This window comes from Paracoccus sp. 22332 (assembly GCF_052045125.1).
Taxonomy (GTDB): Bacteria; Pseudomonadota; Alphaproteobacteria; order Rhodobacterales; family Rhodobacteraceae; genus Paracoccus; species Paracoccus haematequi_A.
In genome coordinates this window covers 56,138-71,565 of record NZ_JBQEOI010000009.1, presented here as the reverse complement: position 1 = coordinate 71,565, position 15,428 = coordinate 56,138, and the positions used below count along the sequence as shown (strand labels likewise).

13 protein-coding genes are annotated in these 15,428 nt (G+C 66.4%); 6 read left to right on the top strand and 7 right to left on the bottom strand.

Annotated features, from left to right (window positions below):
- Positions 1–310 precede the first annotated feature (310 nt).
- The gene (gene ahcY / locus ACTJI6_RS12105; protein ID WP_440801027.1) at positions 311–1,702 is read left to right on the top strand and encodes an adenosylhomocysteinase; all 1,392 of its coding nucleotides are present in this window, start codon (positions 311–313) and stop codon (positions 1,700–1,702) included.
- A gap of 3 nt (positions 1,703–1,705) precedes the next feature.
- Complete coding sequence (metK, locus tag ACTJI6_RS12100; RefSeq protein ID WP_440801026.1) at positions 1,706–2,884, top strand: methionine adenosyltransferase; 1,179 nt, start codon at positions 1,706–1,708, stop codon at positions 2,882–2,884.
- On the opposite strand, the gene ACTJI6_RS12095 is transcribed toward metK, so the two are convergent.
- Together ACTJI6_RS12095 and ACTJI6_RS12090 are read right to left on the bottom strand one after the other, a co-directional pair.
- Positions 2,876–3,550 (bottom strand): hypothetical protein, encoded by a 675-nt coding sequence (locus tag ACTJI6_RS12095; RefSeq protein WP_440801024.1) that lies wholly within the window; start codon positions 3,548–3,550, stop codon positions 2,876–2,878. The genes metK and ACTJI6_RS12095 overlap by 9 nt on opposite strands.
- Before the next feature lie 76 nt (positions 3,551–3,626).
- Positions 3,627–4,097, bottom strand: coding sequence for a type II toxin-antitoxin system RatA family toxin (locus tag ACTJI6_RS12090; protein ID WP_440801022.1), 471 nt, complete (start codon positions 4,095–4,097; stop codon positions 3,627–3,629).
- A gap of 148 nt (positions 4,098–4,245) precedes the next feature.
- On the opposite strand from ACTJI6_RS12090, the gene ACTJI6_RS12085 reads away from it, so the two are divergent.
- Positions 4,246–4,368: a hypothetical protein gene (locus ACTJI6_RS12085; RefSeq protein WP_440801021.1), complete on the top strand. Its 123-nt coding sequence runs from the start codon at positions 4,246–4,248 to the stop codon at positions 4,366–4,368.
- Positions 4,369–4,477: 109 nt separating this feature from the next.
- Here ACTJI6_RS12085 and ypfJ read toward each other — a convergent pair whose 3' ends face one another.
- A complete protein-coding gene (ypfJ, locus tag ACTJI6_RS12080) occupies positions 4,478–5,323 on the bottom strand; it encodes a KPN_02809 family neutral zinc metallopeptidase (protein ID WP_440801019.1) in 846 nt (281 codons plus the stop codon).
- A gap of 182 nt (positions 5,324–5,505) precedes the next feature.
- Here ypfJ and ACTJI6_RS12075 point away from each other — a divergent pair, with 182 nt between their 5' ends.
- The 3 genes from ACTJI6_RS12075 to ACTJI6_RS12065 all read left to right on the top strand — a co-directional run bounded on the left by ACTJI6_RS12075 (position 5,506) and on the right by ACTJI6_RS12065 (position 9,927).
- Positions 5,506–5,970, top strand: a complete 465-nt coding sequence (locus tag ACTJI6_RS12075; RefSeq protein ID WP_126155014.1) for a disulfide bond formation protein B — start codon at positions 5,506–5,508, stop codon at positions 5,968–5,970.
- A 159-nt stretch (positions 5,971–6,129) separates the two neighbouring features.
- The gene (gyrA, locus tag ACTJI6_RS12070) at positions 6,130–8,814 is read left to right on the top strand and encodes a DNA gyrase subunit A (protein WP_440801112.1); all 2,685 of its coding nucleotides are present in this window, start codon (positions 6,130–6,132) and stop codon (positions 8,812–8,814) included.
- Positions 8,815–8,859: 45 nt separating this feature from the next.
- Complete coding sequence (locus ACTJI6_RS12065) at positions 8,860–9,927, top strand: AI-2E family transporter (protein ID WP_440801017.1); 1,068 nt, start codon at positions 8,860–8,862, stop codon at positions 9,925–9,927.
- Between the two features lie 28 nt (positions 9,928–9,955).
- On the opposite strand, the gene ACTJI6_RS12060 is transcribed toward ACTJI6_RS12065, so the two are convergent.
- From ACTJI6_RS12060 to ACTJI6_RS12045, 4 genes are all read right to left on the bottom strand, one after another.
- On the bottom strand, positions 9,956–12,361 hold the full coding sequence (locus tag ACTJI6_RS12060; RefSeq protein WP_440801015.1) for a DUF3772 domain-containing protein: 2,406 nt from the start codon (positions 12,359–12,361) through the stop codon (positions 9,956–9,958).
- Between the two features lie 3 nt (positions 12,362–12,364).
- A complete protein-coding gene (locus tag ACTJI6_RS12055) occupies positions 12,365–13,396 on the bottom strand; it encodes a cysteine synthase A (RefSeq protein WP_440801013.1) in 1,032 nt (343 codons plus the stop codon).
- An 88-nt stretch (positions 13,397–13,484) separates the two neighbouring features.
- Positions 13,485–14,540, bottom strand: coding sequence for an NUDIX domain-containing protein (locus ACTJI6_RS12050; protein ID WP_440801011.1), 1,056 nt, complete (start codon positions 14,538–14,540; stop codon positions 13,485–13,487).
- Positions 14,537–15,385 (bottom strand): hypothetical protein, encoded by an 849-nt coding sequence (locus tag ACTJI6_RS12045; protein WP_440801009.1) that lies wholly within the window; start codon positions 15,383–15,385, stop codon positions 14,537–14,539. Before ACTJI6_RS12045 ends, ACTJI6_RS12050 begins: the two co-directional genes overlap by 4 nt.
- Between the last annotated feature and the right edge of the window lie 43 nt (positions 15,386–15,428).

The window sequence follows — 15,428 nt, the reverse complement described above, 5'->3', positions numbered from 1 at the left end:
GCATTTCACGGATGCCATTTCAACCTGCGACGGGCTTCGTGGCCGCCGACCGGCATTAATCGAATTTTCAGATTGGTCTGGCACCCTGCCGCCGGGGACGGGACGCATCCCGACCCTTCGCCGCAAGGCTTGTCACCCGACCGGGGACGCGCGGCGCACTGCCGTCCCTGGGGGCTGCGGCGGATCTGGGGTTCCGCCGCAGCCGCAATGACGCAGCCGCAACGCCGGGCGTCAGCCTTTTCCCTTTCGATTCCGGCGGGCTTGGGCTATCCGGTCGCGGACCACCGGAACAGACGAAAGACGAACCGCCGTGACCGATTACATCATCCGCGACATTGCCTTGGCCGATTTCGGCCGCAAGGAGCTGGACATCGCCGAAACGGAAATGCCCGGCCTGATGGCCCTGCGCGCGGAATACGGCGCGTCGAAACCGCTGGCTGGCGCCCGCATCGCGGGCAGCCTGCACATGACCATCCAGACGGCCGTTCTGATCGAGACGCTGGTGGCGTTGGGGGCCGAGGTTCGCTGGGCGTCCTGCAACATCTATTCCACCCAGGACCACGCCGCCGCCGCCATCGCCGCATCCGGCGTGCCGGTCTTCGCCGTCAAGGGCGAGACGCTGGCCGAATACTGGGCCTATACCGACCGGATTTTCCAATTCCCGGAAGGCACCTGCAACATGATCCTGGACGATGGCGGCGACGCCACCATGTATGTCCTGTTGGGCGCGCGGGTCGAGGCCGGGGAAACCGGCCTGATCGACGTGCCCACCAGCGAGGAGGAAGAGGCCCTGTTCGCCCAGATCCGCCGCCGCATCGCCGAGACGCCGGGCTGGTTTGCCCGGCAGCGCGACGCGATCAAGGGCGTGTCCGAGGAAACCACCACCGGCGTTCATCGCCTGTACGATCTGCATAAAAAGGGCCTGCTGCCCTTCCCCGCGATCAACGTCAACGACAGCGTGACGAAATCGAAATTCGACAACAAATACGGCTGCAAGGAATCGCTTGTGGACGGCATCCGCCGCGCCACCGACGTGATGATGGCGGGCAAGGTCGCGGTGGTCTGCGGCTATGGCGACGTGGGCAAGGGCTCGGCGGCCTCGCTGGCGGGCGCGGGCGCGCGGGTGAAGGTGACCGAGGTCGATCCGATCTGCGCCCTGCAAGCCGCGATGGACGGGTTCGAGGTCGTCCTGCTGGAGGACGTGGCCGCGACCGCCGACATCTTCGTGACCACCACCGGCAACCGCGACGTGATCCGTATCGAACATATGCGCGCCATGAAGGACATGGCGATCGTCGGCAATATCGGCCATTTCGACAACGAGATTCAGGTCGCCGCTCTGCGCAACCACAAGTGGACCAACATCAAGGACCAGGTGGACATGATCGAGATGCCCTCGGGCAACCGCATCATCCTGCTGTCACAGGGTCGGTTGCTGAACCTGGGCAATGCCACCGGCCATCCGTCCTTCGTCATGTCGGCCAGCTTCACCAACCAGGTGCTGGCCCAGATCGAGCTCTGGACCAAGGGCGAGGATTACGCGCCCGGCGTCTATATCCTGCCCAAGGCGCTTGACGAAAAGGTCGCACGCCTGCATCTGGACAAGGTCGGGGCGAAGCTGACACAACTGTCGCGCGAACAGGCCGACTATATCGGCGTGACGCCCGAAGGCCCCTTCAAATCAGATCATTACCGGTATTGATCCATGACCGAATACTCGCTGTTCACCTCGGAATCCGTGTCCGAGGGCCATCCCGACAAGATCGCCGACCAGATCAGCGACGCGATCCTGGACGCCATCCTGGCCGAGGATCCGCGCGCCCGCGTCGCCTGCGAAACCATGGTCAAGACCGGGGTCGCCATCATCTCGGGCGAGATCTCGACCAATGCCTGGGTCGATCTGGAAAGCATCGTCCGCGGCGTCATCAACGATATCGGCTATACCTCGTCGGATGTCGGCTTCGACGGGTCCACCTGCTCGGTCATCAACATCATCGGCAAGCAGTCGCCCGAGATCAACCAGGGCGTGGACCGCGACAACCTGGAGGACCAGGGCGCGGGCGACCAGGGGCTGATGTTCGGCTATGCCAGCGATGAAACCGACGTGCTGATGCCTGCGCCGATCACCTATGCGCACCGGCTGGTGGAACGGCAGGCCAAGGTGCGCCGCGACGGCACGCTGAAATGGCTGCGCCCCGACGCCAAGTCCCAGGTGACGCTGCGCTATGGCGCCGATGGCCGCCCCGAGGGCATCGACGGGGTGGTGCTGTCCACGCAGCACAACCCGGAAATCTCCCTGTCGGACCTGCGCGAGGCGGTGATCGAGGAGATCATCAAGCCGGTCCTGCCCGCCGAATGGCTGTCGGACAGCACCAAGTATTTCATCAACCCGACCGGCAAGTTCGTGATCGGCGGGCCGGTGGGCGATTGCGGCCTGACCGGGCGCAAGATCATCGTCGACAGCTATGGCGGCATGGCGCGCCACGGCGGCGGCGCTTTTTCCGGCAAGGATCCCTCCAAGGTGGACCGCTCGGCGGCCTATGCGGGCCGCTGGGTCGCCAAGAACATCGTCGCGGCCGGGCTTGCCAGCCGCTGCGAGATCCAGGTCAGCTATGCCATTGGCGAGGCGCAGCCGACCTCGATCAGCCTCAACACCTTCGGAACCGAGACCGTGCCGCACGACAAGATCGTCGCGGCGGTGCGAGAGGTCTTCGACCTGCGCCCCTTCGCGATCATCCGCGACCTGGACCTGCTGCACCCGATCTATCGCCCGACGGCCAGCTATGGGCATTTCGGGCGCCAGCCGTATCAGTTGAACCGGGGAACCGCCTTCAGCTGGGAAAAGACCGACCGGGCCGAGGCGTTGAAGGCCGCGCTAGGCTGAACGGCGGCCCACGCCGCGCCGGGACCGCCGCAGCATCGCCAGTCCGGCAAGCCCCGCCGCCATCAGCGGCGCGGTGCCGGGCAAGGGCACCGGGGCGGGTTCGGTCTGGGTGATGGCGAACTGGATGAACCGGCCCTGCAACGTCCCGTTCCAGCTGAGGCTCGCCCGCGCGTCGCCGCTGTCGATGGCGGCGAACAGGTCGCCCCAGGTCGCGGGCGCCGAGGCAAGCGCGGGGCTGTAGGTAAAGCGCAGCCCGCCGGCGAAGGTCTCTCCGCTGATGCCCTGGCCGATGCTTCTGGTACTGAAACCGGTCACGCCGGTGGTGGAAAAGACGCTTTCCAGTTCGGTTTCCCCGTTCGGCGCGGTTGGAATCATCCCCCCTTGGAACGACCCGACCGTCGCGGCCGCGGTCACAGGCCTTGGCTCGAACAGCGCGCCCAGCAGGAAGGATGTCGTCGGATCCACCTCGCCCAAGTCGTTTTCCCCGATGGTATAGGTCAGGCTGCCGATACTGCCGACCAACGGGTAATCGGCGATGACGCCGCCCTCGGGATCCTCGACCAGTCCGCTGGACAGGGTGACGATCCCCGAGACCGTCACGGTCCGCGCCTCGGCCAGATGCGGAGCCGCTGCCGTCAGGCCGATCACAAGCAATGTCTTCAACATTCCACCACCTCCTTGCCATTCATGAAACCGTCGCGCCGTGCAGGGCGCGCCGAATCATAGCATGGAAAGCGGGGAATCACTGCGTGCCGTAAAGCACCCTGGCGCGATCCTCGAATGCCCGGACGATGCGCGACATGGCCTCGTGGAACACCACGCCGATCAGCTTTTGCAGGATCAGGTTCTTGAATTCGAAATCCACGAAGAATTCGACGTGACAGCCGCCCCCCGGCCGGTCGGTGAAGATCCAGCCGCTGCGCATGTATTTGAACGGGCCGTCGAGATATTCCGTGTCGATCTTCAGCGCGCCGGTTGCCGGGTCGGCCGGCCACAGGGCCACGCGGCTGCCGAAGCGTTCGCGGAACACCTTGAAGCTGATGACCAGATCGGCGGCGATCTCCTCGGCCCCGTCGGGGCGGGTCTGGCGCGACCGGATGCGGGCGGCGCTGTTCCAGGGCAGGAACTGCGGATAGCTTTCGATATCGGCCACCAGGTCGAACATCTGCCGGGCGCTATAGGGAAGGTCGCGGGAATCCTGGTGGTGGGGCAATGGTCTCTCGCAGGGTTCGGTCTTGTCAGGCGACCCGGCCTCTGGTCGAGTCCCCAAAGGGTCTAGCAGGAGGCTGCCACCATGAACAACCTGATCTGGCTGCTGCGGGCCTCGAAATGGGCGCGCCGCCCGCCAGCCAAGCGCCCGAATGGTCCGGCTGGTGCTGCTGGTCATGGCGGGCGCGCTTGGCATCGCCGCCCTGGAATGGCTGGACCTGTGGCCCGATTGGGCGCGGCTGGAAGACGGCCGCCTGCCCCGCATCCGGCATTAGCGGCGGGCGCGAGCCTTCGCGGGTTGCCGGACGGGCATCGCCAGGGCGGCAAGGCCCAGGGTCAGGACGGTCAGGATCGTCAGCATCGGTTTCTCCTTTCTATCGCGGCCTACAGCCCTGCGGCCCCGAAGGTGTCGCATTGGGCCATGTCGCCGGAGTTGAAGCCGCGCATCAGCCATTCCTGACGCTGCGCGGCGCTGCCATGGGTGAAGCTGTCGGGAACCGGGGTGCGCCCCGCATTGGCCTGGATCACGTCGTCGCCCACCGCCTCGGCCGCGCCCATCGCCTCTTGCAGGTCGCCTTCCTCAAGGCTGCCGAAGCGCTGCTGGGCGTGGCGCGCCCAGATGCCCGCATAGCAATCCGCCTGCAATTCGGTCAGGACCGAGATCTGGTTGGCGTCGCGTTCGCTGACCTGGCCGCGCAGGCGGTTTACCTCGCCCAGGGTACCGGTCAGGTTCTGTACATGGTGACCGATTTCATGGGCGATGACGTAGGCATAGGCGAAATCGCCGCCCGCCCCCATGCGGCTGGCCATCATGTCGAAAAAGTCGGTATCCAGATAGACCTTGCGGTCGCCGGGGCAATAGAACGGCCCCATCGCCGAGGACGCGCCCCCGCAGGCCGATTGCACCACGCCGCTGAAAAGCACCAGCGTCGGGTCGGCGTAATCGACCCCCGCCTGTTCCGGCAGGACAGTGTCCCACACCTCTTCCATATCGGCCAGCGTGACCGAGACGAATTCGCCCCATTCCTGGTCTTCCCGGGACAGCGGGCGGCTCTGCTGGGACTGGCCCTGGTCCAGTTGCTGGACGATGGGGCTGATGTCGATGCCGAAGAAGTAGCCGACGGCCAGGATCGCCAGCATCCCCACGACGCCGACGCCCCCTGCCCCGGCGGCGCCCATGCCGCGGCGATCCTCGATATTGCTGCTGCCGCGCCGTCCACGCCACTGCATGTCCGCGTTCCCCCACGCTGGTCCGAAGCCCGGACCGTCATCACCAAAACCCAAGGCCCCGCCGCCGGTTCCCGCGACAGGATCGCGGCCGATGATCACAGGGCCGCGACAAAACCGCAAGCCGCTTGACGAGGACGCCGCGTCGGAGGATCCACGAGCCAAATCAGAACACGAGGGGCGTCATGGACGGACAACGACTTTCCCTGCTGGCCGGGGCCGGATCGGCGGCGCTGCTGATCGCCGCGCTTGGCTTCCAGGCGGCGGGCTATGCCCCCTGCGAGCTGTGCATCCTGCAACGCTGGCCGCATGTGGCCGCCGTCGTCATCGCCGCGCTGATCTGGTGGACCGGCCGGGTGCGCGGGCTTGCGGTGCTGGGCATGGTCGCCGCCGGGGTCGCGATGGGCCTTGCCATCTATCACACCGGGGTCGAGCTGTCGCTGTGGCAAGGCCCGACGCATTGTTCCGGCACCATCGGCAATCTTGCCACTATGAGCGCCGAGGAATTGATGACCCGCCTGCAATCGGCCCCCGTGGTGCGCTGCGACGAGGTTGCCTGGCGGTTCCTGGGCCTGTCCATGGCTGCCTGGAACGCGGTCTTTTCCGCTGTGCTGGCGGTGGTCTGGGGGGTGGCGGCGAAACGGGCATAAGGACGCCGAATCCCGACCGGAACATTGCCCCCCGCGGTCATGTCGCCTATATATAACCCAACAAGATGTTGAGGAAATTCCGTGGCCGACACCCCTGACGACGACCTGCCCGAAACCCCCGAGGCGGGCGATGACAATGGCACCCAGACCCGCCAGGTGATGCCCCATGACGGCCCGGTGATCGACATCAGCGCCGAAATGCGCACGTCCTATCTGGATTACGCCATGTCGGTGATCGTCAGCCGGGCGATTCCCGACCTGCGCGACGGGTTGAAGCCGGTGCATCGCCGCATCCTGTATGCGATGGACGAATCCGGCAATACGCCCGACAAGGCCTATCGCAAATCCGCGCGGCCGGTGGGGGACGTGATGGGTAAGTATCACCCGCACGGCGACGCGGCGATCTATGACGCGCTTGTCCGCATGGCGCAGGATTTTTCCATGTCGCTGCCGCTGCTGGACGGCCAGGGCAACTTCGGGTCCATGGACGGCGATCCCCCCGCCGCCATGCGCTATACCGAGGTGCGTATGGACAAGCCCGCGAACTTCCTGCTGATGGACATCGACAAGGACACGGTCGATTTCCAGGACAACTATGACGGCAAGGACCGCGAACCGACCGTTCTGCCCGCGCGTTTCCCGAACATGCTGGTCAACGGCGCGGGCGGCATCGCGGTCGGCATGGCGACCAACATCCCGCCCCACAACCTGGGCGAGGTGATCGACGCCACGCTTGAACTGATCGACAATCCCGATCTGCCCACCGAACGCATCCTGGAAATCATCCCCGGCCCCGACTTCCCGACCGGCGCGCTGATCCTGGGCCGGTCGGGCGCGCGCAAGGCTTACCTGGAAGGGCGCGGCAGCGTCATCATCCGCGCCAAAACGCATATCGAGGAATTGCGCAAGGACCGTTGGGCCATCGTCGTGGACGAGGTTCCCTATCAGGTGAACAAGGCCAGCCTGATCGAACGCATTGCCGAGCTTGCCAAGGAAAAACGGGTCGAGGGGATCGCCTCGGTCCAGGACGAATCCGACCGGCAGGGCGTCCGCGTCGTGGTCGAACTGAAGCGCGACGCCACGCCCGACGTGGTGCTGAATCAGCTGTTCCGCTTTACCGCGCTGCAAACCAGCTTCGGCTGCAACATGCTGGCGCTGAACGGCGGGCGGCCAGAGCAGTTGACGCTGCGCGACTTCCTGACCTACTTCATCAGCTTCCGCGAGGAAGTGGTGGCCCGCCGCACGGCTTACGAACTGCGCAAGGCCCGCGAGCGCAGCCATGTTCTGTGTGGTCTGGCCGTCGCGGTCAGCAACGTCGATGAGGTGGTGGCGACGATCCGGTCGTCGGCCGACGCCGCCGAGGCGCGCGAGCGGCTGATGGAACGCCGCTGGCCTGCCCATGACATCCTGGAATACCTGCGCCTGATCGACGATCCGCTGCATCCGGTAAACGAGGACGGCACCTATAACCTGTCCGAGACCCAGGCCCGCGCGATCCTGGATCTGCGCCTGCAACGCCTGACGCAACTGGGCGTGAAGGAAGTCACCGACGAACTCGCCAGCCTGGCGGAATCGATCCGCGATTACCTGGCGATCCTGGCGTCGCGCGACCGGATCATGGCGATCATCAGCGACGAACTGCGCGAGGTGCGCGAGTTGTTCGCCGTCCCCCGCCGGACCGAGATCACCGAATGGTCCGGCGACATGCTGGACGAGGATCTGATCGAACGCGAGGATATGGTCGTCACCATCACCTCGGGCGGCTATATCAAGCGCACGGCCCTGGCCGAATTCCGCGCGCAACGGCGCGGCGGCAAGGGCTTGTCGGGGATGGCCACCAAGGAAGACGACGTGGTGACGACCCTGTTCGTCGCCAATACCCATACCGAACTGCTGTTCTTCACCACCGACGGCATGGTCTATCGCCTCAAGACCTGGCGCCTGCCGCTGGGCGGGCGGACCGCCAAGGGCAAGGCCATCGTCAACATCCTGCCGATCGAGCCGGGCGTGTCCATCGCCGCGTTGATGCCAGTCGATGCGCCGGAAAGCGAATGGGACAGCTATCAGGCAATCTTCGCGACCTCGGACGGCGATGTGCGGCGCAACGCGCTGTCGGATTTCACCAGCGTGCGCACCAACGGCAAGATCGCCATGAAGCTGCCCGAGGGTGTCGAACTGGTCGGCGTCCGCATGGCGACCGAGGGCGACGACGTGATGCTGGTCACGGCGCTTGGCCGGGCGATCCGCTTCCCGACGACCGATGTGCGGGTCTTCAAGGGCCGCGATTCGACCGGCGTCCGGGGCATCCGGCTGGCCAAGGGCGACCGGGTGGTCAGCATGTCCGTCATCCGCCATTTCGAGGCCGATCCGGCCGAACGCGCCGCCTATCTGAAGATGCGCCGCGCGGTGGCCGGTGCGCTTGACGACGGCGCCGAGGCGGACGAGGACGAGGAAGCCGTGGCCGAGGCCGCGATCACCCAGGAACGCTATGCCGAGATGTCGGCGGCCGAGGATCTGATCCTGACCATAACCGCCAATGGCGCGGGCAAGATCAGCTCCAGCCACGATTATCCGGTGCGCGGACGCGGCGGCCAGGGTGTGATGGCGATGGACAAGGCGATGCGCGGCGGCGCCCTGGTCGCCAGCTTCCCGATCGAGATGGACGACCAGATCATGCTGGCGACCTCGACCGGGCAGTCGATCCGGGTGCCGGTCGACGGCATCAGCTTCCGGTCGCGCAGCGCGGGGGGCGTGCGGGTCTTCAGCACCGCCCCAGGCGAAGAGGTCGTCTCGGTCGCGCGGATCGCCGAACAGGGCGACGGCGACGAAACCCCCGAAACCTGACCCAAGGCCCGGCGACGACCGGGCCTTTTCCACACGAGGGACAGCGTGACCCCACCCAGCGAAGACGTGCTGCGCCAAAGGCTCCAGACCGGGTTCCTGGGCATCATCGCCTTTTCACTGATCCTGTTCCTGCTGTTCCAAGCGCGGTTCGTGCTGATCTGCCTAGCGATCGCGATCATCCTGTTTTCGCTCACCTCGGACGCGATCCACGGCATTTCCACCCGGCTGAAGGTGCCGAACTGGCTGGCGACGACGCTGGCGCTGATCGGCATCACCCTGGGCCTGATCTGGCTGTCCACCACCATCATGACCCAGGTGAACGAGGTCGTGGGCCGCGCCATCGCCTATACCGAATCGGTGCAGATCGCCCTGTCGTCGCTGATCGAACGCTTCGGACCCGAGGCGCAGACCCGGCTGATGGCCGCGATGACGGAATTCAACATCACAGGCTGGCTGCGGTCCCTGGCGGGCCAGGCGTCGGGGCTGCTGTCGGGCAGCCTGCTGGTGATCCTGTTCGTGGGCTTCATGTTCGCCGAACGGACCTGGCTGCCCGTCAAGGTCGAGCGCCTGACCGGCGATCCGGCGCAGGCGGTGCGGATCCGGCAGATCACGGCCTCGATCATGCGGCGGGTGAACCGCTATCTGGTGGTCAAGACCGTCGTCAGCGCCCTGACGGGGATGGCGGTCTGGCTGATCTTCGCCCTGGGGCGGCTGGAACTGGCCGGGGCGGTGGCCTGGCTGACCTTCGTGCTGAACTTCATCCCCAATATCGGTTCGGTCATCGCCTGGGCGATCACCGTGGCCCTGGCTTTCGTGCTGACCGGCGACCCGACCATGACCATCATCGTCGGCATCGCCTGCCTGCTGGTGCATTTCGTCCTGGGAAACATCGTCGATCCCATGCTGACCGGGCAGACGCTGCAACTGTCCAGCTTCGGCATCATCCTGTCGCTGGCCTTCTGGGGCGCGATCTGGGGAATCGCAGGGGCGTTCCTGGCGGTGCCGATCATGGTGGCGGTCATGATCGTCTGCTGGCACATCCCCTGGCTGCGCCCGGTCGCGGTCCTGCTGTCGCGCGAAGGGCTGGCCGATACGGACACGGCCAGCCGCTGATCAGGTTCCGCCGATCACTTTCCGCCGATCACTTTCCGTCGTCGGGCAGGTCGGGCTGCGCCGCCCGCGCCGGGGTCGGCGGCGTCTCCTGCTCATCGTCGGACTGCGGCAGGTCGCCGTCTTTCCAGACATCGCGGGTGGTGAAGGGCATCCCGATCCCTTCGCGAAGGAAGCGTTCGACGATCTGGTGATACACCTCGGATGTGACGCCCAGGCCGGATCCGATGTCCGAGATGACCGCCCTGATCTCGAAGTTCAGCGAATCCACGGTGATGCCCCGGAACAGGACGCTGGGCGCGGGGTCGATGGTGACCAGCGGTTGATCCTCGATGATTTCCTTGAGGATCCGGTGGACCTTGCGGGTATCCGATCCATAGCTGACACCGATGGGGATGATGATCCGGCCGCTCTTGCTCTGCCGGGTCCAGTTCGTCACCGGCTGGCTGATCAGGTCGCTGTTCGGGACGATCACCTGCTGCTTGTCGAAGGTCTCGACTTGGGTGGAGCGGACCGAGATGCGCTTGACGATGCCCTGCTGGCCGCCCGCGCTGATCCAGTCGCCGACGCCGATGGGCCGTTCGATCAGCAGAATGATGCCCGACACGAAGTTCGAGACGATGTTCTGCAGGCCGAAACCGATACCGACCGACAGGGCGCCCGCGACGATGGCAAGCGACGACAGGCTGATGCCCGCCGAGGAAATCGCCATCATCGCCGCCAGCACGATCCCGACATAGCCGATGCCTGACACAACCGCGTTCTGCCCGCCCGCGTCCAGTTTGGTCTTGGGCAGGACCGAGTTGCGCATTGCCCCCTGGACACCGCGCGTGATCGAATAGCCGATGGCGAAGACCACGACAAATGTCAGCACCGCGCCGGGCGACAGCCTGACCCCGCCCAGCGTCACGCCCTGGCGGAAGCGGACCCAGTATTCTGCCAATTCGTTGATCGACGCGCCCCAGATAAGCATGAAGATCGGAACAGACAGCAGGATCAGCGCGAATCCGATCAGCAGCGGCGCCAGCCCTTCGCGGGCGCCTTCCTGACCGCGCTTCAACATGTCGAACACGTCGGCGATGAAGTCTTGCAGCAGCACCAGAAGCCCCAGCAGCGCCAGGGTCTGCGCCCAGGGCCAGACCGCCACGTTGCCCAGGTTGACAAAGCCCGCGGCCGTCACACCCACCGCCACGATGGCGATCGGGCGCGTCAGCATCCCCGCGAAGGCCAAGACGCGATGGCGATAGGCGCTGCTGGCCTTGTCGGCCCAGGGCTTCAAACGGCGCAGGATATTGCCCAGCTTGAACAGCAGCGCCGCCGCCAGCACGATCAGCACGAAGTTATAGACGACCGCCGCGCCCTCGGCGAAATCCAGCGGGATGCGTTGCAGGCTGCTGCTGCGCTCGATCAGGCCAGACTGGGGCAGGAACGCGCGCGAGGCGACATAATGGACCGCAAAGACCACGGCGACGGCGTGGGCCAGCCACCGCGCCCGCTGCCGATCATGGGCGCCCATGTTGAGGGTATCATAGTTGATCGACTGGTTCGGGAACAGTTGTCGCGCCAGCCAGGACGATCCGAACAGGATCACCCCCGCGCCCGGAAGTGCCTCAAGAAACGGGCGAGTCCAAGGGCCGAAGATGCCAGTGGCGGTCAGCGCGTTGATCAGCAGATAGATCCCGCCCATCGGCAGAGCGATCTGCAACAGAGACACCGCGAAGGACACGGCAGCGCGGGAATAGGCCGATGTCCGCGCCGAAATCCGGCGGGGCAGCGTTTCGACCCATTGCCGCCCCAACGTCAGAAGCAGGATGGCGGTGACCAGATATCCCAGCACATAGGGAAGGCGCGGCCTCAGTTCGGACCAGGTGGCCCGTTCGGCGATGCGTTGCGCGGTATTTTCGGCAATGCCGCCGACCAGCCGGGTGGTTTCCGAGGCCGCGATCAGCCAGTTTCCCGGAATCAGGGGCGAGGTCGATTGCTCGACCATCTGGGTTGCCGCCCGCTGGCCCAAGCTGCTGTCGATCTGGCGGACCAGGGCGTCGGCGCGGCTGAATGCCTCGACCGCGGCCAGGCGCGGGGCCTGCAATTCGGACAGTTGCTTTTGCAGGTCGGCACGACGCGCGGCGACATCCTCGGCCTCGGCCGCGCCTTCGGCGGGGGCCGGGCCAAGGGCCGCGATCTGGGATTCCAGCCGGGCGATGGCTTCGCCATTGACGCCCTGCGCCGCCTGGAACCGCGCGCGCCAGTCCACGATATCGGCGCGGATGGTTTCAAGCTGGGCCGTCGCGGTATCCGGGCTGGCCGCCAACTGTTCGGCCTGGGTGGCCACCCGGTCCCAGCGGTCGTAATCAGGCAGGGCGGGTTCCTGCGACCGGGCGGGGGACAGACACAGGGACAGGACCGTCAGCAAGACAGCCAGGAAAGCGCGGATCATGGATCAGCCTTCGTAGACTTCGGGAATGTCGGGGGCTTCGCGCGTCATCCAGCCGGGCACGGGCAGGCCCTTGGCGCGCAGAAAGTCGGGGTTGAACAGCTTGGTCTGATAGCGGTTGCCGAAATCGCACAGGATCGTGACAATGGTGTGTCCCGGCCCCATGTCGCGCGCCATGCGGATCGCGCCCGCGACGTTGATCCCCGAGGATCCGCCCAGGCACAGGCCCTCGTGTTCCAGCAGGTCGAAGACCACCGGCAGCGCCTCGGCATCCGGGATGCGATAGCTGTAATCGGGGGTGAAGCCTTCCAGATTGGCGGTGATGCGCCCCTGGCCGATGCCTTCGGTGATCGAACTGCCCGGCGCGTCGAATTCGCCGGTGGTATAGAACGAATGCAGCGCCGCCCCTTCGGGATCGGCCAGGCCCATCTTCACGCCCTTGGGCTGCAAGGCCATCGCCACGCCTGCCAGCGTGCCGCCCGACCCGACCGCGCAGATGAAGCCGTCCACCTTGCCGTTCGTCTGGGCCCAGATCTCGGGTCCGGTGGTTTCCAGATGCGCCTGGCGGTTGGCCGTGTTGTCGAACTGGTTGGCCCAGATCGCGCCGTTCGGTTCAGTGCGCGCCAGGGCCTCGGCCAGGCGGCCGGAATAGCGGACATAGTTGTTGGGGTTCTTGTAGGGCTGGGCCGGAACCTCGACGAGTGTCGCGCCCGCAAGGCGCAGCATGTCCTTCTTTTCCTGGCTCTGGGTTTCGGGGATCACGATGACCGACTTGAACCCCATCGAGGCGCCGACAAGCGCCAACCCGATCCCGGTATTGCCCGCCGTGCCTTCAACGATGGTTCCGCCGGGACGCAATTCGCCCCGCGCCACCGCGTCGCGGATGATGTACAGGGCCGCGCGGTCCTTGACCGACTGGCCCGGATTCATGAATTCGGCCTTGCCCAGGATCTCGCAGCCCGTCGCCTCGCTGGCCTGGCGCAGTCGGATCAGGGGCGTGTTGCCGATCATGTCGGCAAGATCAGGGCAAATTCGCATGGTCAAGCAACCTTCCGAAAGCGATAGGGTTCCGCGTTACCTACACAGGACGCGCGCCAGGGCACAACCCCGCCTTCCGGTGAGCCCGTCAGGCAAGTCCCAGTTCCGCGCGGATCGCCCCCTGCCGCAGTTCCAGCCACAGCGCGATCATCGCCAGCGGGCCGTTCACTACCTGTCCCCCCAAGGCCATCCGCGTCAGCTCGTCGCGAGGGATCAGGTGGCCGCGAATATCCTCGGCCTCGGATTCCAGGCCGTGCACGCCCTCGATCCCGTCGGGAAGGTCGGCGATACCGACGAACAGATACAGGTATTCACCAAACGCGCCGGGGCTGGGATAATGGTGGATAACCGGAACCAGCCGCGTCAGAGTCAGGTCGGCCTCTTCGCGCGCCTCGCGCCGGGCCGCGTCCTCGACCGTTTCGCCCGCGTCTACGCGCCCCGCGACGGGTTCCAGCAGCCAGGGCTGCGGATCGTGGCGCAACAGCGGCGCCACACGGAACTGTTCGATCAGCAGCACCCGGTCGCGGACCGGATCCCAAGGCAGGACGACGACCGCATCGCCGGACACGAAGACCTCTCGCCGCAGGGCGGGAGTCATGCCGCCCGCATGGGTGCGATGGCGGAGCTGGCAGATATTGACGGCGAAATAGCCTGCGAAGGCTTCGTCGCGCGCGATGACCTGCACATCCTGGGGCGCGCGAAGGTCGACCAGCGGCGCACCCGACGGCGGACTGCCCGCGCCGCGCAGTTCCGACGCCGCCACGACTCCGATCATCGGCAGGCGCGCGGCGATGTCCGCAACCGACCGCTCCGATGGGGCAGCCAGGATATGCCGGGCGATGGCGGCGGCCAGCGGCACCTGGGGCGGACCTTCGGCCCCTCCCTCGCCCAGACCCAGGATCCCGTCCCGCACCGCCAGCCCCATCACCTGGGCATAGCGGATCAGCGCCGCGTTCGGCGTCACCCGGACGGCGGCGACAGTCCCCTGCCCCGGCAGCAGCCTGGGCCAGCCTTCGCGGTCGATCCCCGCCCGGGCCCCGCCCGCCAGGACGCCAGCCAGGTCATCCCGCACCCCGGACAGCCCCAATGCCTCCTGCATCGCGGCTTCTGCCAGGATGCCGACCAGCAGGACCGGGGCGCTCACAACTGCCGCCCGCGCAGTTCGGCTGCCGCGGCCAGCCCCATGTCATGGGACGTGGCCGAGACCACCGCATCGAACCCCGCGAACATCAGCCGCGACAACGCCAGCCCACCGGCGGACCCGGCATAGGCGATGTAACGGTCAAGCTCGGCATCGCCCAGCACGCCATAGGCCAGGAACAGATAGGCGCCGATCCAGGCTTCGGTATCCGCGCGCATCCGGGGTTCCTTCGCCCAAGCCTCCCGGACGATCTCGCTGTCCGACAGCGGCATCGGAAACCCGCCGCCCGCCTGGAATCCCTTGGAAAAGGCGACCGCGCCATTCAACGCGCCCACCACGTTCGGCTCGATCAGGTCGGCGGCCCGGATCAGGCGCGCGATCCGCACGGCCCTGGGATCGCGCCGCCGCACCGCCTGGGCGAAAGCGTCGCGGGCCGCAGCCTCGACCGCCGGATCCCTCATCCTGACCCGCGCGGCGTTTTCCAGCGCCAGCATCCGCTGGCCGAAGACGGTGCGATAGAAGACCAGCCCCTCCGCCACCTTGGCCAGGTCGGTCCTGGGAAGCGCGGCCGCCATCCCTTCCAGGAACAGTTCCCTGGTCCGCGCCGGGTCGTGAATGGCCCGGACCCGATCCAGCCAGCGGCCGGTGCCGCCGCGCGGGAACAGGCCCGCCGCCATCTCCTCGCCCTGGGCCACAGCCTCGTCGCGCAGGATCGGCATCAGGCTGTCCATCCGCATCACATGCCAGACCGCCTCGGCCACCTGCTGCTGTTCGACGGCTGCGGAGGGCTGGGCCGTGGCCGGTCCGGCAAAGGCCAGCAGAAGGCAAAGACACAAGAACCGAAGCATCCGAAATCCTTTCGCGCCACCGGCGCTTTTTTCGACAAAACCC